The 25,372-nt window shown below is 60.8% G+C and carries 19 protein-coding genes; 6 read left to right on the forward strand and 13 right to left on the reverse strand.

Annotated features, from left to right (window positions below):
• Positions 1–48 precede the first annotated feature (48 nt).
• Positions 49–906, reverse strand: a complete 858-nt coding sequence (locus QA645_RS06615) for a VOC family protein (protein ID WP_283049028.1) — start codon at positions 904–906, stop codon at positions 49–51.
• 903 nt (positions 907–1,809) lie between these two features.
• Here QA645_RS06615 and QA645_RS06620 point away from each other — a divergent pair.
• Both QA645_RS06620 and QA645_RS06625 read left to right on the forward strand, forming a co-directional pair.
• Complete coding sequence (locus QA645_RS06620) at positions 1,810–4,050, forward strand: TOMM precursor leader peptide-binding protein (RefSeq protein ID WP_283049030.1); 2,241 nt, start codon at positions 1,810–1,812, stop codon at positions 4,048–4,050.
• Between the two features lie 12 nt (positions 4,051–4,062).
• Positions 4,063–5,520 (forward strand): SagB family peptide dehydrogenase, encoded by a 1,458-nt coding sequence (locus QA645_RS06625; protein WP_349253174.1) that lies wholly within the window; start codon positions 4,063–4,065, stop codon positions 5,518–5,520.
• Between the two features lie 763 nt (positions 5,521–6,283).
• Here QA645_RS06625 and QA645_RS06630 read toward each other — a convergent pair.
• The 8 genes from QA645_RS06630 to QA645_RS06665 form a co-directional block, all read right to left on the reverse strand.
• A complete protein-coding gene (locus QA645_RS06630) occupies positions 6,284–7,189 on the reverse strand; it encodes a copper chaperone PCu(A)C (protein ID WP_283049031.1) in 906 nt (301 codons plus the stop codon).
• Between the two features lie 331 nt (positions 7,190–7,520).
• Complete coding sequence (gene cyoD, locus QA645_RS06635; protein ID WP_283049032.1) at positions 7,521–7,916, reverse strand: cytochrome o ubiquinol oxidase subunit IV; 396 nt, start codon at positions 7,914–7,916, stop codon at positions 7,521–7,523.
• Complete coding sequence (locus QA645_RS06640) at positions 7,913–8,545, reverse strand: cytochrome (ubi)quinol oxidase subunit III (protein WP_283049034.1); 633 nt, start codon at positions 8,543–8,545, stop codon at positions 7,913–7,915. The genes cyoD and QA645_RS06640 overlap by 4 nt, the downstream gene beginning before the upstream one ends.
• Positions 8,542–10,524, reverse strand: coding sequence for a cytochrome o ubiquinol oxidase subunit I (gene cyoB / locus QA645_RS06645; RefSeq protein WP_283049036.1), 1,983 nt, complete (start codon positions 10,522–10,524; stop codon positions 8,542–8,544). Before cyoB ends, QA645_RS06640 begins: the two co-directional genes overlap by 4 nt.
• Positions 10,521–11,498: a ubiquinol oxidase subunit II gene (cyoA, locus tag QA645_RS06650; RefSeq protein WP_283049039.1), complete on the reverse strand. Its 978-nt coding sequence runs from the start codon at positions 11,496–11,498 to the stop codon at positions 10,521–10,523. The genes cyoB and cyoA overlap by 4 nt, the downstream gene beginning before the upstream one ends.
• Positions 11,401–12,486: a heme o synthase gene (locus QA645_RS06655; protein WP_283049041.1), complete on the reverse strand. Its 1,086-nt coding sequence runs from the start codon at positions 12,484–12,486 to the stop codon at positions 11,401–11,403. The genes cyoA and QA645_RS06655 overlap by 98 nt, the downstream gene beginning before the upstream one ends.
• A 196-nt stretch (positions 12,487–12,682) precedes the next feature.
• A complete protein-coding gene (locus QA645_RS06660) occupies positions 12,683–13,015 on the reverse strand; it encodes a hypothetical protein (protein WP_283049043.1) in 333 nt (110 codons plus the stop codon).
• Between the two features lie 40 nt (positions 13,016–13,055).
• Positions 13,056–13,199 carry a hypothetical protein gene (locus QA645_RS06665; protein ID WP_283049045.1) on the reverse strand — a complete coding sequence of 48 codons (144 nt, stop codon included), beginning with the start codon at positions 13,197–13,199 and terminating at the stop codon, positions 13,056–13,058.
• An 882-nt stretch (positions 13,200–14,081) separates the two neighbouring features.
• Between QA645_RS06665 and QA645_RS06670 the strand changes: the two genes are divergently transcribed.
• The 4 genes from QA645_RS06670 (at position 14,082) to QA645_RS06685 (ending at position 20,422) form a co-directional block, all read left to right on the forward strand.
• Entirely contained in the window at positions 14,082–16,796 is a 2,715-nt protein-coding gene (locus QA645_RS06670; protein ID WP_283049047.1) for a LuxR family transcriptional regulator, read from the forward strand.
• A gap of 189 nt (positions 16,797–16,985) precedes the next feature.
• A complete protein-coding gene (locus QA645_RS06675; protein WP_283049049.1) occupies positions 16,986–17,429 on the forward strand; it encodes a transcriptional regulator in 444 nt (147 codons plus the stop codon).
• Between the two features lie 102 nt (positions 17,430–17,531).
• Entirely contained in the window at positions 17,532–18,311 is a 780-nt protein-coding gene (locus QA645_RS06680; RefSeq protein ID WP_283049051.1) for an ATP-binding protein, read from the forward strand.
• Between the two features lie 425 nt (positions 18,312–18,736).
• Positions 18,737–20,422, forward strand: coding sequence for an ATP-binding protein (locus QA645_RS06685; protein ID WP_283049053.1), 1,686 nt, complete (start codon positions 18,737–18,739; stop codon positions 20,420–20,422).
• A gap of 84 nt (positions 20,423–20,506) precedes the next feature.
• Here the strand turns inward: QA645_RS06685 and cydB are convergent, their stop codons facing one another.
• The 4 genes from cydB to QA645_RS06705 form a co-directional block, all read right to left on the reverse strand.
• A complete protein-coding gene (gene cydB, locus QA645_RS06690) occupies positions 20,507–21,586 on the reverse strand; it encodes a cytochrome d ubiquinol oxidase subunit II (protein ID WP_283049055.1) in 1,080 nt (359 codons plus the stop codon).
• A 2-nt stretch (positions 21,587–21,588) separates the two neighbouring features.
• Complete coding sequence (locus QA645_RS06695) at positions 21,589–22,998, reverse strand: cytochrome ubiquinol oxidase subunit I (RefSeq protein ID WP_283049057.1); 1,410 nt, start codon at positions 22,996–22,998, stop codon at positions 21,589–21,591.
• Positions 22,999–23,165: 167 nt separating this feature from the next.
• Positions 23,166–24,497 carry an NAD(P)/FAD-dependent oxidoreductase gene (locus QA645_RS06700; RefSeq protein ID WP_283049059.1) on the reverse strand — a complete coding sequence of 444 codons (1,332 nt, stop codon included), beginning with the start codon at positions 24,495–24,497 and terminating at the stop codon, positions 23,166–23,168.
• 68 nt (positions 24,498–24,565) lie between these two features.
• Positions 24,566–25,351 (reverse strand): enoyl-CoA hydratase, encoded by a 786-nt coding sequence (locus tag QA645_RS06705; RefSeq protein ID WP_283049061.1) that lies wholly within the window; start codon positions 25,349–25,351, stop codon positions 24,566–24,568.
• Positions 25,352–25,372 lie beyond the last annotated feature (21 nt).

Genomic DNA, 25,372 nt, shown 5'->3' on the forward strand with positions numbered 1-25,372 from the left:
ACGTTGCGTCGAAGCCACTGCGGATTGCCGAAGCGTCGTGCGCCACGGCTAGCGCTTCGGCTTGCGAAGCACCATCCTGCCTTTTGAAGTCATGCCATCCCAGCTGGCGGACCAGCTGACTTCCGGGGCGGAGGACTTTTGATCCCAGGTCCCCTGCAGCGCAAACAGGCCGCCTTGGGGATCGACGCATCGCAGGATCCAGCAATCATCCGGCAACTCGATCGGCCCCTGGAGAATCCGGCCTCCGCCGGCATGGACCCGCCTGGCCGCCGCGCCGACGTCGTCGACATTGAAGTAGTGCAGCCAGCACGCGTGCGGCACGCTCGGAAGTTTGGTGAGCATGCCGCCGACCGTCCGTCCAGCCGCCGAGAACAATTCATACACGCTCGCCGGATCGTTTTCGGGAGAGGCCTGTTGCCAGCCAAGGAGCTCTCCGTAGAACGCGAATATCCGGCTCCGATCCGCGGCAAGCAGCTCGTGCCAGCCCACGCGTCCGGGTTCATCCGATCCGCCCGGTTGCGATCGGCCATATGTCAATCCTGTGACCAGCGCAAACGTCGCTCCTTGCGGATCGGCGACTACCGCAATGCGGCCGATGTTGCTGTCTGTCGGTGAGACCAGGATGGCGCCTCCAAGCAGGCCGATGTGAGCGGCCTTCGCATCAACGTCATCGACGGCAACGTAGCCGAGCCATCTCGGCGTTGCCCCCATGCGCACTCCCTCTTCCGGAAGCGCCATGAGCCCGGCGACCGGAGCGTCAGCCGCATTCAGCAGCGTGTAGGCCAGTTCCGCGGTGGACGCATCCTTCGTGGTCCAGCCAACGATCTCGGCGTAAAAAGCAGCGGCCGACCGCCTGTCTGTCGTCAGCAGCTCATACCAGACGAAACCTCCGACCCGATCGATCAAATTGTCTTCTCCGTTCGGGCGGGCAGGCGATTGCGCACTGCATCATGCGCCATGGTCCGGCATGCTCGACGCAAAATTGCCGCGATGTCGTTCATGAAGATTACAAAGCAGCCTCTCGACATCTTGTCGATGCGCAATTCTTGCTCGCTTGGGTTGCTCGGCGTAGGATGCCTAGAGGAATATCGTTCTCATTCTTCCCGGATTTGGAGGATGCGGCCATGCGGCGAACGAAGCAAGCTTCGAAAAAAGTTCGAATGACCAAAGCCGCAGTGCCGGCCCTCGGAGTAGCCGGGCTGACTTTTTCGCTGGCAGGCAGCGCATATGCGACAGCCGCAGTTCCGGCAGGCGACGCGCCGCAAAGGCTGAACGTCATGCCTGGCCAGTTTACCCAGCTCAGCGAGGAAGAACTCGCCGATGTCAGCCTTGCCACTTTCCATCTCGCCAGCGATGAGAAAACCTTGAGCGGCATCCTGCTCGCGCGGGGATGCGGTGGCTGCGGTGGCTGTCGTGGCTGCGGCGGTTGTCGCGGCTGCGGTGGTTGCAGAGGCTGTGCGGGCTGCAGAGCCTGCCGCTGCGGCGTCGGTTGTGGCGTTGGCATTGGCTGCGCCATTGTTGCGCCCGTTGCATGCACCGGGTGCTGCGCATCGTGGGGCCGCTGCCGCTGGTGCTAGGCGTTGGCGCTCCCTGACGGGACATCGACAGGTCGCGATTTCATTGGCCGGGCTCGCAAGGACCCGGCCAGTTTGCTGCGTGCGTCAGGACGTTCGTGTCATGCAGTCCGTCCGCTTGCCGATGGCGAGCGAGTATGTTCCAACTCATGCAGAGAAGGTCGGTGCCCGCGCGAAGCGTTCGTCGCGTGACGGCAATCGGAAATGACGGGAACAGGATCAGCGTGCTGCCCCGATGACAGTCGAGCGAAAGAGCCGCACCGCGAAGCAAACCCGCAAGGACATTTTGCGATTCGCGCCAAACTTCACCGCCTATCTGCTTCCTCCCAACGCGGTCTGTCTCTATTCCGAGGCCCGCAAGTTCTTTTTGCACGGCGACCTCTATTGTGAGTTGGCGCGTGCGATCGGAAAGAACGGCAAGGCTGCGTCCGAGCTCATCCGTGAGCTATCGAAGCGTTTTCCCGTGGCCGAGATCGAAGAGGCGATCAGGCGGTTGCTGGAGCGCCGATACGTCGTCAGCGGAGCATCGCATGGCGGCGTCGTTGACGGATATTGGGCAAGCCTCGGCCTGCCCCCCGACATCGCGGAAGAGAATCTCCGCAACTGGCCGGTGCGGGTGGAATCGATCGATGTCAAAGGCGCGAGCGAGCTGAGCGCGGCTTTGAGCAAGCTTGGGGTTCAGATCGCCAAGCGATCGCCCCGGCTCGTCGTCACACTCGTGAACGACTATCTCGATCGGCAACTCTCCGAGATGAACGAGAAGCGCGTGGCTGACAGGGCGCCCTGGCTGCTGGTGCAGCCATCAGGCGTGTTTCCGCTGGTGGGGCCCGTGTTCAAGCCGGGCGAGAGCGCCTGCTGGACTTGCCTGCATGATCGCATGATCCGCAATCGCGAGATCAAGGGATTTCTCGACCGCGGAGCTGCGCAGGCCGTCGCCGTGTCGCCGCTCGTCAGCGGCACCGTCGGACAGACCGCGATCCACTTTGCCGCGGTTGAAATCGCCAAGGCGATCGCCTCCGGATTTCGCACCGATCTCAGCGATCACATCGCAAGCTTCGACCTGACCGGAGCTGTCATCGCCAAGCACTACGTCGCGAAACGTCCGCAATGTTCGGCCTGCGGCAGCAAGAAGCTCCGGAATCCACGACGAGCGGCGGTGCCGATCGAGATCGCCGAAGGCAGAAAGCTCGTCATGACCAGCGGTGGGTACCGCACCGTGACGTCGCGCGCCACGGTGGCGAGATTCCGCAAACACGTCAGTCCGCTGACCGGCGTGGTGTCGCGGCTCGAGCGGATCGAAGCCGATCTGCCGATGAACACCAATTTCTTCGCGCACCACAATTTCTCCGCGCCGGCCTGGAACGTCGACCAGCTCAGGTCCGGCCTGAGCGGGGGCAGCTTTGGCAAGGGCTCCACGGCCGAGCAGGGCGAGGCCAGCGCGCTGATGGAGGCGATCGAGCGCTACTCGGGCATTTTCCAGGGTGACGAGATCAGGGCGACGCGCCGCTTTGCCGATTTCGCGCCCGGTGATGCCCTTCTTCCCAACGACGTCCAGTTCTTCAGCGATGCGCAGTTTCAATACAGGCATGCCCCGTTGCCTGACGATTCGCATCCGGTTCCCGAGCCATTCGATCCCGCGAGCAGGACCGAATGGTCGCCGGTCTGGTCGCTGCGCGACAAGCGCTTCAAATATCTCCCGACCGGCCTGCTGTATTTCTTCTATGGCGGCTTCCACACCGATTCCAACGGATGCGCGGCCGGCAACACCCGCGAAGAGGCCATCGTTCAAGGCTTCCTCGAACTGGTCGAACGCGATGCCTATGCGATCTGGTGGTACAACCGCGTGCAGCGCGCCGAGCTTGATTTGACGCAGTTCGAGGATTCCTACGTGCGGGATATTCAGCGTCAGTTTGCCGATGCGGGGCGTCGGCTCTGGGTGCTCGATATCACCAGCGATCTCGGCATTCCTTCCTACGTCGCGATCATGCACTGGATGCAGAATGGGCACGAGAATATCGAGTTCGGATCCGGCTCGCATTTCGATCGCCGCATCGCGCTGTTGCGTTCCCTCACCGAGCTGACCCAGTTCATGTCGATAGGCATGATGAGCGGTGGAAGCGGCGAGAAGCCGTCCCTCGACGGTGTTACGCCGCTGCGGCTGGACGATTATCCGTTCCTGATCCCCAGCGACAATCCCGTTCTGCCGCCTGCCCCCGGCCTCGAGGTCCATGACAATACCCGCGACCAGGTCAACGCCTGCGTCGAGATCGCAACGCGCGCAGGTTACGACTTCCTCGTGCTCGACCAGACGCGGCCCGATGTCGAAGTCCCCGTCGTCAGGGTGCTCGTTCCGGGCCTGCGGCATTTCTATCGCCGCTTTGGGCCAGGCCGGCTTTACGATGTGCCGGTGAAGCTGGGGCTGCTGGACCGTCCGCGGCTGGAAAGCGAGCTGACTCCGTTCCTGCCACACACCTGAGGGCTGGCCTCGTTGCGCGCTCCCCGGAAAAAGCCGACCAGGACGAGCGCACCGATCATCGCCGCGCGACTGAACGGCCGTTTCTCCTTTCAAATGCAGGCGGATGGAAGCATCGCCGCCGTCTCGGCCGACTATTCGGTCAGTCTCGGGCAATTCGGCGCGGCGGCGATCGACCGTGCCGGACATCTCGTCACCGGCCTGCCGCTCACCGCCCTTGCCGGCAAGAGCGCGCTGGCCAAGCAGCTTCATGCGCTGGTGCAGCGACTGGCGCGGCACGGGCTGCTCGACTATCGCCTGTACTCTCCGCATGATGCGCAAGATCTCGTGGTCATCGAGCCGCAGGTCGCCGAATACTGGCCGGAGCGCGCAAAGCTTTCGAGCGGCGATACGATTGTGTTGTCACGCTTCGCCTATCTGCGCCGGCGCGGGAACGAGATGGTGCTGGAATCGCCGCGCGCTGGCGCGTTATTCCGGATTTGCGATCCCGCCATCGCCGCGACGTTGGCTCGCTTGTCGCAGCCTCACAAGGTCAACGCGCTTCGCAAGCAAGTGGCTTCCCTGAACTCCGATCTGCTCGCCTTGCTGCTCGATAGCCGGATGCTATTCAAGCTCGGGGCGAAGGACGGCGACGGCACGCGGATGAGCGAAGGGGATGGCAATCTCGTGCTCTGGGATTTCCACGACCTGATGTTTCACACCCGGAGCACGGAGGGCCGCCATGCCGATCCGGTCGGTGGCGCCTACGCCTATGCAGGCGCCGTTCCGCCGCTGCCCGCAGTGCGCCCGCTCTGGCCCGGCAGGAAAATCTCCCTCGGCCAGCCGGCCAAGCCGGAGGCGGTGTCGCCCTTCGCAAGACTGTTGCGCGAACGCCATTCGACACGGGATTTCGACGACCGGCATCCGGTCACGCTCGTCGAGCTCGCGCAGTTTCTCGGCACCTCCGCCCGCGTGCTGTCGGAATGGAAGAGCGGTGCCGATTTCGACGAGGGCGTCGAGGTCACCTACAGTTCGAGGCCGTATCCGGCGGCAGGCAGCGCATACGAGCTTGAATTGTACCTGGCGGTCTCGAACTGCGAGGGGCTGGCTCCGGGACTTTATCATTACGACGCCGGCAGCCACGTGCTGGTCGCGATCGACGCCGCTGCCCAGCACCTGCGGGCGCTTTCAATGGCCGCCGAGTTTGCCATGGGCGCGTCCGGTCCGCCGCAAGTCCTGATCACGATCGCCGCGCGTTTCGGACGGATCTCCTGGAAATACTCCTCGATCGCCTATTCGCTGATCCTGAAGGACGTCGGCAGCCTGATCCAGACATTCTACCTGGCGGCGACCGATATGGGCCTCGGCGGCTGCGCCATCGGCACCAGCAACATCGAACAGTTTGCAAAGATGACGGGGCTCGCACTCGACGTCGAAGGCCCGGTCGGCCAGTTCGCACTCGGACGCGGGAGCAAACCGCCGGGCGCGGGCTAGTCCGATATCTCCGGATGTCGCCGGCGCAAACCGTAAGGGAGGTCCACCTTCACCAAGGCTGCGGCGGGACAGCCTTCGCGGCTTCGCCCGGATCGGGCTTTGCGCTGCGTGGTTCGCGGTCCGTCTTCGCCAAGAGGCTTCGCCGGACACGCTTCGCCCGTTCGGCCTTGCGTGGCTGCGCCACGCGAAGCCCAACGGGCGAAGCGTGGTGCCCCTGGCCGATAATCAACTAGTCGCATAACAAATTGAATTTGTGATACTTTTAGTCGTCGACTGCCTCAGATACCGACAGGAATACCGACAAGATGATGGACGGGAGGTGTTCGCAAAAAATAAATCTGCGAGCGCTCTGCAGCACGCACAGTCTTGCGGTTCTTGTCTTCATAACCGCCGGCCGGAGTCGAACCCGGCTCAGACTCGAAATCTTTAGGGAGGCGGGGCGAGCGCTTACTCAGCAGCTTTCAGTTTTCTTCAAGAAGAGTGATTAAAGATTGTGAGTTTGACTCCCACTCTCTCCGCCATGTGCACGATTTCTACGCCAACCTGCGATTTTGAACGATTTTCTGCGCGGTAGCGCGCTGTCAGATTTGGTGCGTGCGCAAGGCAAAAATGCTCCGGTCGATAGCTCACGTTTGGTCGCAAACGGTGTCAGTCGGCTGACTGTCGAGGTTTCACACAAAGCCAATCAGTCGAGGTGAGGCCAGCCAGCGGTTCACATAATGAATGTTTGTGGAATGCCGGACGAAGGCAGTCCTGCTTGCCCTTACCTCGCAGTTCGGGGTGTAGGAGGGTATTCAATCAGGATCGGTGCAGCGATGTCGATCCGGCCGCTGTTGGCGACCTCGATGCCGAGCCCCAGCGACCACTTTCCTGTTGAAGCGGCCGGCATTCGCGCGCGCCATTTATCCGCAGAGATCCGCTCGGCCGCGACCGTAACGGGAGCGATCTGCTGATCCGATCTAGAAAGTGTCACAGACAGGGCTTGCGCGATCAAAGGCTGCTCGTTGGCATCTTCAAGCTCAATACGAACCACCACGTGACCCTCACGCTCGGGCGAAACTGTAACATTTGCCATGACTTGGGTCCCGCAGATGTGGGTGAAAAAATCCTCCGGCGCTGGCGCGCCGGAAGAAGTTGCCGGCGCAGCGGCCGCGGCCGCAGCAGCGATCATCTGGGGTCCCCGAGCTCCTATGCTTCCAACATCGAAAGTCACATCGATCTTGCCGGCTTTCTCGAAAATCAGCACAGCGTCAATGTGCTCGCCGTCGCTGAAGGGTGCTTTGATGCCGATGAACATCAGATGGCTGCTGCCAGAAGCGAGCGTCACGCTGCCGCCGGGCGGGATGGTGAGCCCATCCTCGACGGGCCGCATCACCATGATGCCGTTCAGAGTCATCATCTCGTGGATCTCGATCTTCGTGGCACCGGGCGTAGCCGCGGAAATCAGCCGATCAGGGGAAGGGCCGTGGTTCTCAATGGTGAGGTAGCCGCCAGCAACCTGTGCGCCTTTCGGCGCGGCTCTGCTCCAGGCCTGCTTGACGCTGATTTCGCCAGCCCGCGCCGATGTCGCCGCCACGAGCAGGGCGATCGACGCTAATACGCCGTATAGTGACAGGCGAATGCGGGTGGGTCGCAAAGCGCATGCTGTCGTGGCAGCGATCGTCATCATGGTTCATTTCCATCTGCAGCAGCAGGCCTGCGGACCGGCGGTCATTGTGTTCAGTTTGTCTTCGGCGGGTGCGAACCTCTTCCAGTGTTCACTAAGTTAGCGCTTCCCTGTCGCAACGGCTGGAGGCGACGACGGCGATAGCGAGCGACCGAGAGCGCTAGTTTCTCTGTCTTGCACCGGATGATTCGGCCGAGCGCGTCGCATGCAGCGCTCCAGCTTCCATCGCGGTTGATGTAGTGTGCGGCCCAGTAGCCGACGCAAGCCTTGGCTCGGGTAGTCATTTTCTGTTCCGTCGCACGCTGTATCCATCGCAAGATGGATGTCCCGCTGATTAGCGCTGCATTTGCAGATTCATCATTTCGGTGTGTGGCATCATATTCTGATTCAAGTCGGCCATGATCACGAGTGAACCTGCGAGGACCAGGAACACGATGAGCACACCAAACGCGAGCGCCAGGACGTTGTTGGTGCTGTCCGGTCCCGTCGTGATGTGAAGGAAGAACACCAGGTGCACTCCCATCTGGGCGATGGCGAGAACGGCCAATCCGGCCGGCGCGCCGGGTGGCCAGATCGCCGAGGTGTTTGCCACCCAGAAAGATGTGACCGTCAGGATCACGGCGAGCAGCAAACCGATCGTGTACACAACGAAGCCGGAAGAAGCTCTTTGTTCCGAGGCCGGGATCGTCGGCCTGTCTCCCGGTGCAACATCCCAACGCATTTCAGTCATGGAAGGACTCCCATCAGATAGACCACGGTGAAAATAAGAACCCAGATGATGTCGAGCGCGTGCCAGAACAGGGAGAAGCAGTGCAGGCGGCGCACCACGACGTCCTGAAAGCCCCTCAGTGACAGCTGAACCATCATGAGAACCAGCCACGCCAGTCCGACCGTCACGTGCAGTCCGTGACTGCCGACCAGCGTGAAGAACGCGGAGAGGAATGCGCTACGTTGGGGCGCCGCTCCCAACGCAATCATGCCCTGGAATTCGCGAAGCTCGAGGGCAAGAAAGGCTGCTCCCAGGAGGAATGTCGCCGCGGCGCCAAGGAAGGTAGCAAGATATCGCCGCGAATTGATGGCCAGGGACATCATTCCGCAGGTGTAGCTGGAGAGCAGTAGCAGGGCGGTCTCTATTGCGACGTTGCGCTGGTCAAACAGCTGAATGCCGGTCATACCGCCGGCACTCGCTTTTGCGAGCACGGCATAGCCTGCAAACAGCGCCGAGAACATCACGATGTCGCTCAGCAGGAAGATCCAGAACCCGAAGCCGGCGATGACCCGCTTCGAGGCGGGGCCTGCCTCACTTGCGTTCAGCAACTCGCCTTCGCGGACCGCATCCATCTCAACTGCGACGTTCATAGCGAAACCTCCACCGGGTGGGCGCGATCAAACAGGCTGACCTCATCTGCTGGAATTTCGACCTCGTCCTTCCTGCGGAACATGAAGGCAAGCAATGTCACGGCCGCGCCGATAACTCCGAAGCCCGCCATCCACCAGATGTGCCAGATCAAGGCGAAGCCGGTGATCACTGTGAAGAACGCGGTCATGAAACCGACCGGACTGTTCTTGGGCACCTCGATCGGCTGGTATGCGTGTTGCTGCACCGGCAACTTAGCCAGCACGCGCTGCTTGTATGCCCAGAAGGCGTCGAGTTCGCTGACACGCGGCAGCACCGCAAAATTCCAGGCCGGGGGCGGCGACGCGGTGGACCATTCCAGGGTGCGACCGTTCCAGGGATCGCCCGTCGTGTCGCGGAGTTGCTCGCGGTGGCGAATGGACACAACGATCTGGACGATCTGGCAGATGATGCCAGCAAAAATCACGATTGCGCCCACCTCGGCCAACAACAACCAAGGCTGCCAGGCAAGGACATCGGAGTGCTGCAGACGGCGGGGCATACCCATCAGCCCCGTCACGTAGAGCGGCATGAAAGCGAGGTGGAAGCCGATGAACCAGCACCAGAAGGCCGCCTTGCCCCAGCGCTCATCCAGCTTGAAACCAAATGCCTTGGGGAACCAGTAATTGTAGCCAGCGATCGCCCCGAACAGGACGCCCGGGATGATAACGTGGTGGAAATGGGCGACCAGGAAAACACTGTTGTGGACCTGCCAATCGACCGCCGGCAACGCCAACAGCACGCCGGTCAAACCGCCGAACACGAACGTCACCATGAACCCGATCGTCCACAGAACCGGCACCGTGAACCGGACTCGACCGCCGTACATTGTGAACAGCCAATTGAAGACTTTGACGCCCGTCGGCACCCCGATGATCATGCTTGTGATGCCGAAGAAGGCGTTGACGTTCGCGCTGGCGCCCATGGTGAAAAAATGATGCAGCCAGACCGTGTAGGAGAGCACGCAGATCGCCATGGTCGCGAGCACCATCGACCGATAGCCGAACAGCGACTTTCCGGAAAACGTGGCGGCCACTTCGGAATAGACGCCAAATGCAGGCAGGACCAGGATGTAGACTTCGGGGTGGCCCCAGATCCAGAACAGGTTCACATACATCATCACGTTGCCGCCGGCATCCACGGTAAAGAAGTGAAAGCCAAGGTAGCGATCGAGAAGAAGCATGGCGAAAAGCGCGGTGAGCACGGGGAACGCCGCCACAATCAGCAGGTTCGATGCAAGCGCTGTCCAGCAGAAAACCGGCATGCGTAGGTAACTCATGCCGGGAGCCCGCATCTTCAGAATCGTGGTGACGAAGTTGACGCCGCTCAATAAGGTCCCAATGCCCGAGATCTGCAACGACCAGAGATAGTAGTCGACGCCGACTCCGGGTGAGAATTGCAGCTCGCTAAGCGGCGGATAAGCGAACCAGCCGGTCTTCGCGAATTCGCCTATAGCGAGCGACATGTTGGTGAGGAGAACACCGGACGCGGTGAGCCAGAAGCTGATCGAGTTCATCGTAGGGAACGCGACATCGCGCACGCCGAGTTGCAACGGGACAACAAAGTTCATCAGTCCGATCACAAACGGCATGGCCACAAAGAAAATCATGATCGTGCCATGAGCCGAGAAGATTTGGTCAAAATGCTCGGGCGGCAGGTACCCTTGCGCTCCGCCGACTGCAACGGCCTGCTGCGTGCGCATCATGATGCCATCCGCGAAGCCGCGCAGCAGCATGACCAGCGCCAGGACGATATACATGACGCCGATGCGCTTGTGGTCGACGGAGGTGATCCACTCGCGCCAGAGATAGGGTACGTAACCCTTGAGCGTGACCCACGAAAGGACCGAGCCGATGGCGACGACCATGACGCCGACCGTGCCCATGATGATCGGCTGATCGAAGGGAACGGCACTCCAGTCCAACTTGCCAAGAAGCGTCATTTCTCTGCCCTCATCGATGTGGGATAACTGCGGCACAAGGCAGCGTCGGACTGCATTGATGTCGTCCGGATGCTGTCAAACAGACCGGGCGCGACCGAGTGATAGGTGAACGGAGTCACGGCGGCGCTAGGCTTGGCGAGATCGGCATAGCTCTTCGAATCCAGCACCGGACCAGTGCTGCCGGTCGAAGAGACCCACTGCGCAAAGCGTTCGGGTGGCATCGCGTCGACGTTGAAGTGCATATCGGCGAAGCCGTCGCCGCTGAAATTGGCCGACAAGCCGCGATAAGTTCCCGCGTAGTCGGCCCGCAAGTTCAGCCGCGTCACCATTCCGGCCATGGTGTAGATCTGGCCGGCAAGTTGCGGCACGAAGAAGCTGTTCATGACGCCCGATGATGTCAGCTCGAAGCTCACCGGAGTGCCGACGGGTATGGTCAGGTGATTGACGCTCGCGACACCCAGCTCCGGATAGATGAACAGCCATTTCCAGTCGAGCGAGATGGCTTGAACCTTGATCGGCTTCGTCGAAGAGGCAATCGGCTTGGGCGGATCGAGATCGTATGCGCCAATCCATGCCACAGTGCCGGTGAGCAAGATGGTCATGAGGGGGATCGACCAGACGAGCATCTCGAGGCGGCCGGAATAGACGAACTCCGGCCGATAGCGTGCGTGGTCATTCGATGCGCGGAACCAGAAGGCAACGCCAAGCGTCGCAATCACCACCGGGATCACGATCGCCAGCATGATGCCGGTCGCGTTGAACAGAATCTGCCGCTCGGCGAAGGCGATGGGTCCCTTCGGATCCAGCACGCCCTCGGTACAACCACCGAGCATCGAGGCGCCGATCAGGACCAAAGCAAGCAAACGGTATCGCATGTCAGACCTCGCGCGTGCTGAGATTGGTGAAGCCGCTTGCGCCGCGGGCCGTGCCTGGCTGGGCCTCGGCATGTACCCATCCGCCGCTACGGCCAGCATGCGGGGCAGGAATCCGCAAGAATGAACCACCGTCGTGCTCGACCAGGAGCGCTGCAAACAGCACGAACAGATAGGCGATGGAAAATAGGAACAGGCTGTGGGCGGCGCGACGATCGGTTTCGCTCTTGTTCAACTGGTATGCGAGCAGAAAGAAAAGCGCGCCGCAGGCAGTAGCGATCGCGCCATAGATCGCGCTGGCAAACCCGAGTACCCAAGGCAGTTCTGACGCGAGAACAAGGAGGCCGCTGTAGATCAGGATCTGCCTCGTCGTCGCAGCTCGTCCCGCAACAACCGGAAGCATGGGAACGCCGGCACGGGCATAGTCATCGCTGCGATTGAGCGCGAGAGCCCAAAAATGGGGCGGTGTCCAAAGGAAGATGATAGAAAAAAGCACGAGGGGCTCGAGCCCGGCTTGTCCGGTCGCAGCGGCCCATCCGATCACCGGTGGCAGGGCGCCGGCGGCACCGCCGATGACAATGTTCTGGGATGTGTTGCGCTTCAGCCACGTCGTGTAGACAACAACATAGAACAGGATCGTGCAGGCAAGCAGCGCGGCCGCCGCGAAGTTCGTCGCCAGAGCGAGACCAGTGACTGCAACCACGCCGAGGACGAGCCCAAAGACAAGCGCCTCAGCTTTCGAGACCTTGCCGCGGGGAATCGGCCGCATCGCGGTTCGCGCCATGATCGCGTCGATATCGGCGTCGTACCACATGTTCAGTGCGCCGGCGGCGCCAGCTCCGGCTGCGATGGCGAGAATTGCCATGAAACCAATGAGCGGATCGAGGCGGGTCGGTGCGACCATCAATCCGACAAATGCCGTGAACAGCGCGAGCGCCATAACGCGCGGCTTCATCAATGTGACGAAGTGGGGCAGCCGCTTCACCAAACTCGGCCGTGAAGCCAACGAACGACGCGATAATGGAATCGCTGTGGTATTCATGGTGGTCGCTTCCTCAAGCCAGAGCTTTGTTTGAGTGAAACCCTTCATTTCGCCGTCGCAAGGATCATGCGCCTCTCTGACAGTTAAACTGACGAGCTCCAGCGACGTGAGTGAAGGCTGCCAAATCCCAGCAAATTCTTCCTAGCGATCGCAAACATCTAGAGTCCGCAGGTATCGGTGCGCGAGAACTGCGCGATGCACCCGGCGGCGCGCATGCCGAAAATGAGCTCTTGCGCGACATCACTCATTGAGTTTGAGGTCTTCCGGCTAAGAACGCGCCACTAGACATTTCGAGGCAGGTCAAAAGCTCAACATAGCTCTGCGCGTCGCCATTGGTGCTCTCAGCGACGCATGTCTTCTTGTTCGATGCGTCAAATTCAGGCCATCGTCTGTCGAGCTCGTCCTTGGCATCCGTTTCGTCTTTCGCGCAGTCTGCGATTTCGGTGCCGACGACTGCCACCTCGGCGCTGCAATTTCGGACAATATCGAAAGCAGGTATTCGGTCGGCGGCCGCAGCGCGATCAATCGCCCATGAAGCAGCGACAATGGCGGCTACAGCAAAAGGAAGGGTGCGCATTTTGATCTCTCCGTTGAATACTTGTCGAACGCCGTCCGGTTCATGGCACGGCGCGCTCAATCACCTTATCGGGCTCGTCCGGTCGGGGGAGTGCGCCTAGCGGATCTGGCTTCAGCGTGGTCAGGAACATCGCGAAGCACAGGGCTCCCATGATGAACGTGACCACGGTCAAGATGTGTTTCATGGGTGGTTCCTGCGCATTTCATCCGACGCCGCGGTGACGCCTCTCACGTCCCAGCTTGCGCGGCACCGGACACGGTGCGACGCTCGTCAAATGCTGCAAGCAGAAGACTATTCGGCCGGTACGTGTGTCGGTCTCTTCGCAAAATGCCGCTGGGAAGGCGGCAGTCGGTGAAGATGGTCTTGCGGTCGGAGCTGTCGGGAGCCATCGAGTGATTGCGGCCCCGCTCAGTTCGGGAACGAACAGCCAGCCGGCGCGAGTGGTGCGCGATGAGGTCGTCGATTCAATCGCTTCGAGCGTCGTCATGGTCTTTCCGTCGGTGTCGCAGTTGCGTGGGCTCTTCTTGCGTTCGTCAGCCTCTGTTTGACGCGGAGACGCGGCCACCGCGAGTTAAGCGTCGCGAATCGCTCCAAATTTCTAGGAGCGAGAAGGCGGTCCACATGTGCCGGATCAGGCAAGATCAAAGAACGGCTGGCATTTCTCAGGCGATCGGGTGCCATTTGTCGCGCCGGAGAGGACGAGCATGGCGCACAAGTGCTTGGTCCCACTCATCCCGGAAAGTCCTGCTGGAGCTTCTCAGGTGGTGCCGCATGCGCCAAACAGCACGGGCTCGGATGCAGCTCTCGGATCGTCTGGGAGAACGGCGAGTGCGTCTTTCATTGCGGCCGGCGACTCGATGATGACGGTAGCGCCGCGTCGTGCCGCTCGCTTCTCTTGCCGCTGACGGTCTGCCCCTCGTCGCTGGCGTGTGATAGGATATCTCTGAGGTCCGGCTGAAACACAGCGCACGAGGCGGTAAGGCCTAGAATGGCGAAACGGCTGAAACCAACTCCGTTACCGCGGTCCAAGCAGGACGAAGGCGCCCCACGATCGAGGGGGCTAGCCTTGCAGGGACGAGAGACAGAAATCGCCCTGATCAATCAACTTCTCGACCGGATCGATCAAGGTGGCTCGTCTCTCGTGATCAGCGGGGCACCCGGGATCGGGAAATCAGCGCTGCTTGAAGAAGCAAAAAGCCGGGCGCGTGAACGCGGCATCACCGTATTGGGCATGACGGGTGTCCAGGCTGAAGTCCATATTGCATTCGCGGGACTTGAGCAGGCACTGCGGCCGCTCATGAAGCAGGCAAAATCTTTGGCTTCTGGCCAACGGTCTGCTTTGCTAACTGCGTTTGGTATGGGCAATGATGCCGCTGCGTCCCCGGATATTTGGCTGGTCGCCCTGGCGACGCTCGCGCTTCTGACTGGAGGTGCGGGTCGCAAGCCCTTTTTGCTTGTCGCTGATGACGCCCAATGGCTGGATGAGGCGAGCCGCAGTGTCTTGTCCTTTGTCTCGAGGCGATTGAGTTCGGACCCGATCGTTCTGGTGTTGGCTGTACGTGAGGGTTTCGAACTGCCGTTTGGTGATGCCGATACCCTGCGACACATTATTCCGGCTCTCGGCGATGCCGATGCGGAACGCTTGCTGGAGATCCAGGCGCCTGGCCTTTCAGATGATCTACGCGGCCGAGTGCTGAGAGAAGCCGTCGGCAATCCGCTCGCCCTTATGGAGCTGCCGAGCGCAATCCAGGCGGCAGATGATCGTGAGGCCCGATGGCTCCCGTTGACGGAGCGCCTTGAACGCGCTTTTTCCAGTCGCTTGTCCGAGCTTCCCAGTACCACGCGGACGCTCCTGTCCGTAGCTGCGGCAAACGATGGGGCGTCTCCTCACGAAATCATGCGCGCCGGCGAAGTGCTGCTCGACCAGAATATCGGAGTTGACGCCTTCGCGGCCGCCGTCTCGGCTAAACTGATCGAGCTCAATGCAACGGAGGTGCGGTTTCGACACCCGCTCGTACGATCCGCGATTCATCAAGTCACTGACCTGGCGGAGCGGCAAAGGGTTCACGCCGCGCTCGCGGCGATCATCGAAGATCCGGATCGCCGGCTTTGGCATCGTGCGGCAGCGACAATCGGACCGGATGATGAACTGGCTGCCGAACACGATCTCCTGGCAACCCGCACGCGGCAGCGGGGTTGTATCGCCATGGTGGTCGAGATCCTGCAAGTTGCAGCGAAATTGAGTAGCACAGCTGGGGCAAGGAGGGAGCGACTTCTGAAGGCCGCCGAATTTGCTGCCGATCTCGGGAGCCCGGAGTTGGTCGAGCATCTATTGCTAGGGGCCGAGGTAGATACGTCGGATAGGCTGAGCGCAGCGCGAATCGGGTGGTGTCGCGAGATAAGCCAGCCTCCGATATTCAATGATCCAAGAAAGATCTCCGCGTTGGTTGGCTTTTCCGACCACGCACGCGCCGCAGACGCGAAGGATCTCGCAGCCAATCTCCTCTGGCGGGCCGCACAACACTGCTGGTGGAGCAACGCGAGCAGCGACGTCTGCGCGGTCGTTCTTGCTGCGGCAAGCCGGTTGGAATTACCGGAGCTCGATGCGCGCTCGATCGCAATTTCCGCCTATACTGAGCCGCTTCGCCGAGGCGGTGACGTGTACGCGAAGCTGAAGGCGCTCTCTCGAAGAAGTATCGGCAACGCAAATATTGGGCGCTTCCTGGGAAGCTCCGCCAACGTCATCGGGGCGTTCGATCTCGGTGTCAGCTTTCTGGCGGAGTCCAGTGCAGAGCTGCGCAGACAAGGTCGAATCGGCAACCTGCCGCGTACGCTTGTCGCTCAAGCGTGGGCCGAAAGGGAAGTGGGCGATTGGGTGGGGGCAATGAGAGAAGCCGAGGAAGCGGTGCGCCTTGCCGAGGAGACGGGAAGCGGCTTATGGACCGCTGCGGCCACGATCATGAAGGCGGAGCTCGCGGGTATGCAAGGCGATCTGGAGCAGTCCGAAGCACATGCGGCGCAAGCAGAGCGTCTCGTCTTATCCACCGGCGCCAAGTTCCTGCTGGCCCAGCTGCAGTTGGCGCGAGGCGTAACCGCGATCGGTGCCGGCCGATATTTGGAAGCCTTTGAGCATCTGCGCCGCCTGTTTGCGCCTGCCGATCCGGCCTTCAACTCCCGTCTGCAAGTGTTTGCGCTCGCCGATTTCGTCGAGGCGGCGGTCTATTCCGATCAGTCGCAAGCTGCGCGTAGTGTGATCGATGAGATCGAGCGCGTCTCGGCTCCGAAGCCGGTGCCGTGGGTCGAGACGATGTTATTCTACGGCAACGCGCTGATCGCGACTGAAGAAGATGCGGAGCGGCTCTTCCTGCAGGGGCTTGGGCCGGCTGCAAAGAATTGGCCTTTCTTGCGAGGGCGCCTCCTGCTCGCTTATGGCGTGTGGCTACGCCGACACCGCAGGCCCGCCGACGCGCGGGCGCCACTGCGCGACGCCCGGGGCATTTTCGACGCGCTTGGCGCTAGGCCTTGGAGCGATCGCGCGCGCGTGGAGTTGCGAGCAGCCGGCGAAACCAGCCTTCGTCGAACCGAACGAATTTGGGAGAAGCTGACCCCACAAGAGTTGCACATCGCGCAGCTCGCTGCTCAAGGGCTTTCTAACAAGGCAATCGGCGCCAAACTGTACTTGTCACATAAAACCGTCGGCTACCATCTGCAGCACATCTTTTCAAAGACCGGGATCACCTCCCGATCCAGCCTGGGACCCATTCTCTCCACAAGCCCGTAGCCTGGCAACTTGACCTCCTGAGTCGTCGGACTGGGCATTTGCCAGATGGCGCCCGTCCTCGGTCGCTATACGTTCAAACCCGCGAGACAATTGTCGGAGCCGCCTCGGTCGGTCGGTGACGCGCCACGCTAGGTTATAATGCCAGCATTTATGGACGCTCGGCGGATCCCGAATTCAATAGGAGTGAACATGAGTGAGGTTGTTCGATTTATTCCAAGATCGGGGCTTAACGAAAGACACGCCGCTCAACGTCAGGATATGGACAAGGTAATCGTCGAGAAGCGAACCGAAGCCGCCGATTTCCGGCCAACCAAAGTTTTCTTTGGGCCGTTCTCTCTGCTCCCGACGCAGCTTCTCCTGTTGGAGGGCGACAAGGTGGTGCCTCTCGGAAGTCGTGCCATGGAGATCCTAATTGCCTTGCTGGAACGCTGCGGTGAGCTTGTCAGCAACCGCGACTTGATGGCCCGCGTTTGGCCTAACCTTTTCGTCGACCCGTCCAACCTCACGATCAACATGTCTGCTCTGCGACGCGCGCTGCGCGACGGCCGGGACGGACGTCGGTTCATCGTCAATATCCCCGGACGTGGCTACCGCTTCGTCGGCTCAGTGGATGTGTCGGGAGACGATAACTGAGCTCGAGTGGTAAAACGTCCGCATGACGCCTTGCGCCTGCGGCTACTGGTGCGCAAGCTCGCTACAGCCGCCATCGCAATCGGGAACGAGATTGAGCCCCTCATGGACCTCGCTGCACAGACTGCCTTTGCCCCGGAGATCGGCCGCCGCGAGCGGGAGCTGCGCGAGCACCACATGCAACTGGCGCACACGAACCGCCTCGTAACAATGGGGGAACTTAGCGCCTCTATCGCACACGAGGTCAATCAGCCGATTGCGGCGGGGCGCAACAACGTCATTGCGGCGCTGCATTTCTTGAACAGGGATCCGCCAGATTTGCAGGAGGTTCGAGAAGCGCTCGCTGCCGCTGTCAAGGACGCTGACCGGGTCAGCACCATTGTCGGTCGTATGCGTGCGCTCATGCAGAAAGGGTCGCCCCGACTGGATCCGGTAGATATCAACGAGGCCCTGCAGGAAGTAATCGAGCTGACCCGGGGAGAAGCGCTGAAGAACGGGGTGGTGGTGGAGAGCCAACTCGCGCAAGGCCTGCCTGTCATAGCCGGTGACCGGGTCCAGCTTCAGCAAGTCGCTCTTAATCTCATTCTCAACGCCGTGCAGGCGATGGGCGCAGTGGGTGAGGGCGCGCGACAGATGCTCATCACCAGCCGTCAGACCGACTTGAACGATCTGTACGTCGGCGTTCGGGATACTGGCCCTGGGCTGAGCCCGGAGACCGTCTCACGTCTGTTCGAGCCATTCTACACGACAAAACCCAACGGCATGGGAATGGGACTGACAATCTGCCGTTCGATCGTCGAAGCCCATGGCGGACGCCTGTGGGTCAGCGCGGGCCAGCCACGTGGAGCCCTATTTCAGTTTGCGATCCCTGCGCGGCCGTCTTGACCAACCGATTGTCTGTGCCCGTCGCGTCATTTTGCAGGCCCGCAGCAATCAGGTCGAGTGTACGGTCAAGGCGGACATCGACTGGGAGGCAGGACCGGCTGGCCCAGTAGAGAATGACCCAGAGCAGCCCTCGGACGCATTTCTTCGGGCTCAGGTTCCAGCGTGGGCTATCCGAGGGCCGGGCTGGGGTCGATAGCATCTCCGACGAATCGACATCGCTTCTAGGTGATCCATCGGCTGCCCTTCCATATTTTGGAAGGACAGTTCTCGACTTTCCATATCGCGCCAGACTTCGGAACGCTTAGGTCTACACGGCACAACGGAGAACGCGGCATTGAGAGTTATCGAAACTCTCGGTCAGTAGCGGCGCATTGCCGAGTCGCGCGTCCATTCGACGCTGCCGCAAGTAGATTGGAGATTGGGCGATGGACCAGCTCGCAACCAGCGAGGCGTCCGAAGGTGCTCACGGCCGCTCAGATTTGCAAAAGGAGCTGGAGGAGGTCCTTCGGCAGCGGGCGGCCATCTCGGCAGTGCTGCGCGCTATTGCCAATTCACTGCACGACTTGCAGCCCATATTCGACACCATCATCGAGAGCGCAGTGCATCTCTGCCGAGCAGAATGGGGCGCCTTCCGTCTTGTCGAGGAAATAGGCTTTCGTCTCGTTGCCTATAAAGCAAGCCCAGAGTTGTCTGAGGTGTACTCACCGCCACTGCTTCGGGAACACAGCAGCGTTTCAGGTCGCCTCTTCGGATGCAGTTCGCCGGTCCACATTCCCGACTTAGCTACATATCTCGAGCGCATGGGAGCCACGGACGAAGGTGATCGAGAGGCTATATCAAGTGGTGCTAGGACAGTTCTTTTTGTGCCGATGCTCAGAAACGACGAGCTAATCGGAACGCTTAACCTTGTGCGGTACCGCATAGAGCCCTTTACGGAGAAAGTGATCGAACTGGTCACGGACTTCGCCGCGCAGGCTGCCATTGCCGTGGACATTACCCGTCGCGAGCAAGCCTTGCGCGACAGCGAGCGACGGTCGCGCTCCGCAATTGACGGGATACCTGGTCTCGTTGCGATCCTGGCCCCGAACGGTGACGTCGAAGCCGTCAATCGCCAAATCCTCGAGTATTATGGCCTCCCACTGGAAGAGATGAGGAACTGGGGCACCAACGAAATGCTCCATCATGAAGATCGTCCCCATCTTATTGAAATTTTTACCAAATCAATCGCCTCCGGTGTTCCCTACCAGCATCAAGTTCGCCTTCGACGCTTTGACGGCGAATATCGGTGGTTTGATAGCCGAGGCGTCCCAATTCGCGATGACTCTGGGCGTATCACGCGCTGGTATGTTCTCCTGACGGACATCGAGGATCGCACGCAGGCCCTGGCGCGGCTACAGCAGATGCAATCGGATTTCGCCCACATCAACCGCGTGACCGTGATGGGAGAATTGGCCGCTTCGCTGTCTCACGAAATCGCACAACCGATTGCCAGCGCGCGCAACAACGCCCGCGCGGCCCAGAACTTCCTAAACATGCAGCCGCTGGACCTGGGCGAGGTCCGGGAAGCACTCGCATGTATCGTTGGCGATACTGATCGAGCCCGAGACATCATCGATCGCATCCGAGAGCAAATGAAGAACGCGCCGCCACGAAAGGAGCGTTTCGACCTAAGTGCGGCGATTAACGAGCTGATTGTCTTGGCGCGAAGCGTGACCAACCGGAATGGCGTCTCGGTCCAGACCCAGCTTGCGGACGGATTGTTTCCCGTTGAGGGGGATCGCGTTCAACTTCAACAGGTCTTGTTGAACCTCATCCTGAATGCGGCTGAGGCAATGGGCTCGGTTGAGGTTGGGGCACGAGAGTTGTTGATCAGCACCGAGCAAGACCGGACAGGCGTCCGCGTGGCCGTGCGCGATTCCGGGCCGGGCATTGATCCGGCGCATCTGGAACGGGTCTTCGACGCCTTCTACACCACGAAGTCCAGTGGAACAGGCATGGGGCTGTCGATTTGCCGCTCCATCATCACCGCCCATGGGGGGCGGCTATGGGCAGATGCGAACGAACCTCGCGGTGCTGTGTTTCAATTCACCTTGCCCAACGCCTCCGGATAACTTCCGGAATTGGCCGTAGCCGACCTTTGCGCAGAACGCTGCTACGACCGTTTTCGGATGGGAATCCGACCTAGGTCAAGCGGGCTACCGTGGTCGGCTTGCGGACCCAAGGCGGACGTTGGCGTCGTTTTCCGCTGGATGTAGCGAATCCCTGGCCCCACCGTGGGCATTGCCGGAGCGATGATGGCGGTACGCTGCAGGTTCGAGCTTGCCGCGGAAGACGCGATACCCGACCACGGCGTAGAGCAGCATAAGGGGATAGACGAAGAGACCCGCGCCCCAGAACATGAAGGCGAGGCTGGAATAGGGGGCCGCGCCGGAATCGATCGTGATGGCAAACGGAATCATGTAAGGCCAGAACGAAAGCGCGAGCGTGCCGAAGGCCGAAACGAAGATGAGCGTAACCATACGGAATGGCCAACGGTCGTCCTGACGCAAAATGCTGAGCGCAAGGATCGATGCCGCAACGCCCCCGATGGCTGGGAAGACGAGAAGATATGGGCGGTCGATCCATCGGTGCATGATCGGAAGATGTTTGTTCAGCGCGTGTAGGAAGACAACGACCAGGAACGCCAATACGGCGGTTGCGAGAACGGGCATCGCGCGGTGCGCCAAGGCCCTGATCTGGCCATCGGATTTCCTGACGAGCCAGCAGGCCCCAAGAAGTGCGTATCCGAAGCAAAGCCCGACGCCACACAACATTGCGAAGCTCGTCGTCCAGCCGAAAGCGCCACCGGAATATCGGCCATCGGTGAATTGCAGTCCCTCGACCAGAGCGCCGACCATCACGCCCTGCATGAAGCTCGCGGCAAGCGAGCCGCCAGCGAAGCAAAGATCCCAGATCCAGCGTCGCTGCGCCTCATTGCGAAACTCGAATGACACGCCGCGCAGGACCAAGCCTGCCAGCATGACGACGACAGGAACGTAAAGCGCAGATAGCGCTGTCGCGTAGACGACCGGAAACGCGCTCCACAAGACTACGGCAGCGACAATGAGCCAGGTCTCATTGCCGTCCCAGAATGGCGCGATGGTGCGTAACATGATGGTTCGGCTGGCCTCGTTCCTTGTCAAGCCGAGCAGCATGCCGACGCCAAGATCGAACCCGTCAAGCAAGAGATACAGGAGCATGCTGATGGCGAGAACCGAAACCCAGAACATGACCATTTCTATTCTCCTGCAGGCAGAAGGATCGAAGCCGCGGCGTCACCGCCGGCCAACGACATAGGCCGGCCGGGAGTAGCGTCATACGGAAGCGCGGTGGCATGTCGCGAGGGGCCATCGCGCAGGAGCCGGTAGATGAAGAGGGTGCCGAACGAGAAGATGAACAGGTAGACTGCGCCGAACAGGATGAGCGAGCTCAGCGCGGTGCCAGCCGTCAAGAATGGTGTCATCGCCTGATCCGTTCGCAACACCCCGTAAACCGTCCATGGCTGGCGGCCGACCTCAGCCGTGTACCATCCCGTGAGGATGGCAATGAACGGCAGGGGAAAGCTTAGAAAGATGGACCAAAGGAGAAGACGGCTTCGCTCGAGCCGATGCGTGACGCTCAGATAGGATCCGAGCCAGGCAAGCACGAGCATGATGAGTCCGCAGCCGACCATGATGCGGAAGGTCGCAAACGGGATCAACACTGGCGGACGATCCTGCGCGGGGAAATCGGTCAGACCGACCTCCTTGGACGTCATGCTCATGCTGCCGATAATGCTTCCGAGCACCGGTATCTTGATTTCGTACGTGTTGGTCTCGTGTACCGGATCGGGCAGCGCGATCACTACCTCGCTCGCCGGCTGCTCAGCGCGCCAACGGCCCTCGATCGCCGCGAACTTCGCGGGCTGAAAGTCGTGTACATAGTCGCCAACCAGGTGGCCGAACCCCAACTGAACCGGCATAAGCAGCGCCGCGAGGACTAGCCCCATGCGGAGCATGATCAGGGCCTCAGCGCGAGACTTGCCTCGCAGCAGATACCACGCACCAGTTGATGCGACGCAGAATGCACCCGTGAGATACGACGCCAACAGCATGTGTGGAAAACGCGACCAGACCACGGAGTTGAAGATGATCGTTGTCCAATCATCAGGAACAAACTGGCCATTTTGCACGACGTAACCGACCGGCACCTGCATCCAGCTGTTGTTCACCATGATCCAGAATGCCGAAAGCGTCGTTCCAAGCGCTACCATGGCAGTCGAAAAGAAGTAGAACCAAGGGGATACACGCGTTCGACCCCAAATGAGGACGCCGAAGAAGCCGGCTTCGAGCGCGAAGGCCGTGAATGTCTCATAGGAGAGCAGCGGTCCCTGGATCGGTCCCGACATATTCGACAGCACGCTCCAGTTCGTGCCGAACTGAAAGGCCATGACGACGCCCGACACCACGCCCAGGCCGAAAGCGACGCCGAATATCTTGAGCCAGAACTGAAACAGGGTCCGGTAGACGGCGTTGCCCGTCCGCAGATGCTTTGCTTCCAGCAAAGCGAGCCAGGCGGCCAGACCAATACTAAATGCCGGGAAAATGATGTGAAAAGAAATGGTGAATGCGAATTGCAGCCGCGACAGAAGAAGTGCCGAAGAGTCCATCGAAGTCTCCTATCTGCTCACGCAGGCTCTTGCACGCTGTCGCTCATTGAGTTTGACGTCTGCTGACCAGGAACTCGCCACTGTACATTTCGAGGCGGATCAAGAGCTCAATATAGCTCAGCCCGGCTCCATCGAATTGCGCCGGTTCGTGGCGCGAACACGCTCAATCATCCGATCCTGGGAGGTTCAGGTATCAATCGCGAACTGCGCTGGCCCGTGAAATACGACCAGAGCCACTGGTGCTGCACGCGCCAACGATTCTGTAGCTGCGGCAGGGCGAGGACGTGAACGAACGCCCACACCAGCCACGTCAGCGCTCCGCTTGTGCGCAGCCAGCCTCGCTCAAGCACCGCGTAGTTTTTGCCGACGACCGCCATGTTGCCCTTGTCGAAATAGCGGAACGGACGCTTGACTTTCCGTCCATTCAGCTCCTTCGCGATCAGCCGCCCGACATAGTGTCCTTCCTGGATCGCCGCCTGAGCCACGCCTGGTACCGGTTGTTCGTTCTTTTGCATGACCGACGCTGCATCTCCCACGACGAAGACGCCGGGCGCGTCCACGACCTTCAGGAAGGGATCAACGAGCGCGCGTCCAGCGCGGTCGGTCTTGGCGCCGAGCATCTTGGGGATCGGCGATGCCGCAACCCCCGCGGTCCAGAGCACCGTGGCGCTCGGGATCCGGCTTCCGCCGGCGACCACGCCCTGCGCGTCGACGGTCTCAACCTTCACTCCGGTCATGACTTTCACACCGAGCTTTTCGAGCCGTCGGGTCGCCCGGCGGGACAGCGACTCAGCAAAGGTCGGCAGAACCCGCTTGCCTGCGTCGAGCAGAACAATGTTTGCCTGTGCCGGATCGATGCGGCGGAAGTTGCTGCGCAGCGTGACCTTCACCATTTGCGCTAGCGACGCGGCGAGTTCCACGCCGGAGGGACCCGCGCCAACCAGCACGAACGTCATCTGACGCGCGCGTTCGGTTTCATCCTCGGTCGTTGCAGCCAATTCGAACGCGCCCAGGATTTTGGCTCGGATCGTCTCGGCGTCGCTGAGGTTCTTGAGGCCCGGTGCATATTGAGCGAACTCGTCGTGCCCGAAATAGCTCGGACGCATGCCGGTCGCGACTACCAGATAGTCGCAGGCGAGCTTGCGGACGCCCACGCCCGGTGAGGATGCGTCGATCGTGCGGGAGGCAACATCGACGCCGGTTACCTCCGCCAGCAGCACGCTCAGGTTTCGCTGCTTCACCTCGAGCTGACGGATCGGCGCGGCGATCTCTGCAGGCGAGAGCACCGCCGTCGCCACCTGGTAGAGCAGCGGCTGAAAGATGTGGTGATTGCGGCGGTCGATGAGGACGACATCGACATCGGCATGCCGCAGCGCACGCGCCGCTGCGATCCCTGCAAAGCCGCCGCCGATGATGATGACGCGCTTGCGCTCTTGGCGGGGGGGCGCGGCAACGACGGTCGGCTTGTCAGCCTGGGTTTCAGCCAACATCGCACTCATGGTTCATCTCCTTGCGCCTGCGCCGCACCGTGCTCGATTCGACGCCTATCGATTGCTGCCGTCGCGGATTATTTGGCCGCGACGGGCGCCTTCGTCTTGTTGAAATTGGGCGGACGCTTCTCGAGGAAAGCCGAGAGCGCTTCCTTGGCGTCTGCCGAAGTCACCCGCGCCATGAACTCCTGGCTTTCGCTTTCGATCGCCGCCTTGAGCTGGCCTATCGAAGGCTGCTTGAGAAGCCGCTTGCTCGCCACCAACGCGCCGCTCGGTTTTGCCGCCAGCTTGTGCGCCGTTGCGGTGGCGGTCGTGAGCAGATCGGCGTCGGGCACGACGCGAGTCACGAGGCCTAGCTCCGCGGCCCGCGTGGCCGTGAAGGGCTCTCCCAGCAAATACAATTCCGCCGCTCGGAGGTGGCCTATGCGTGCTGGTATCGAAAAACTCGATCCGAATTCCGGCACCAGCGCCAGGTTGATGAACGGTAGCTGGAATTTCGCGCTCTCGACCGCGTAGATGAAATCGCAGTGCGTCAGCATCGTGGTTCCTCCGCCGATCGCCGCGCCTTGTACGGCCGCGACGATCGGTTTTTCGAACCTGACGAATGCGTCCATCAAGTCGCCTTGCGGAAATGCTCCGGGCCTGGGCGGATTCTTAAGGAAATCCACGACGTCGTTGCCGGCGCTGAACACGTTCCCCGTGCTGTGCCAGAGAACGACACGGATCGCGTCGTCCTTGTCGGCTTCGTTGAGGAGGTCGGCCAGGTTCGTATACATGGCGGACGTCATCGCGTTCTTCTGGGCCGGGCGATTGAGCTGGATCCGCAGGATGCCGTCGCTGCTCTCGGTGAGAATGTCGCTCATCGTTTGCTCCTTTGTTTGCAA

Source organism: Bradyrhizobium sp. CIAT3101 (genome assembly GCF_029714945.1).
Classification (GTDB): Bacteria; Pseudomonadota; Alphaproteobacteria; order Rhizobiales; family Xanthobacteraceae; genus Bradyrhizobium.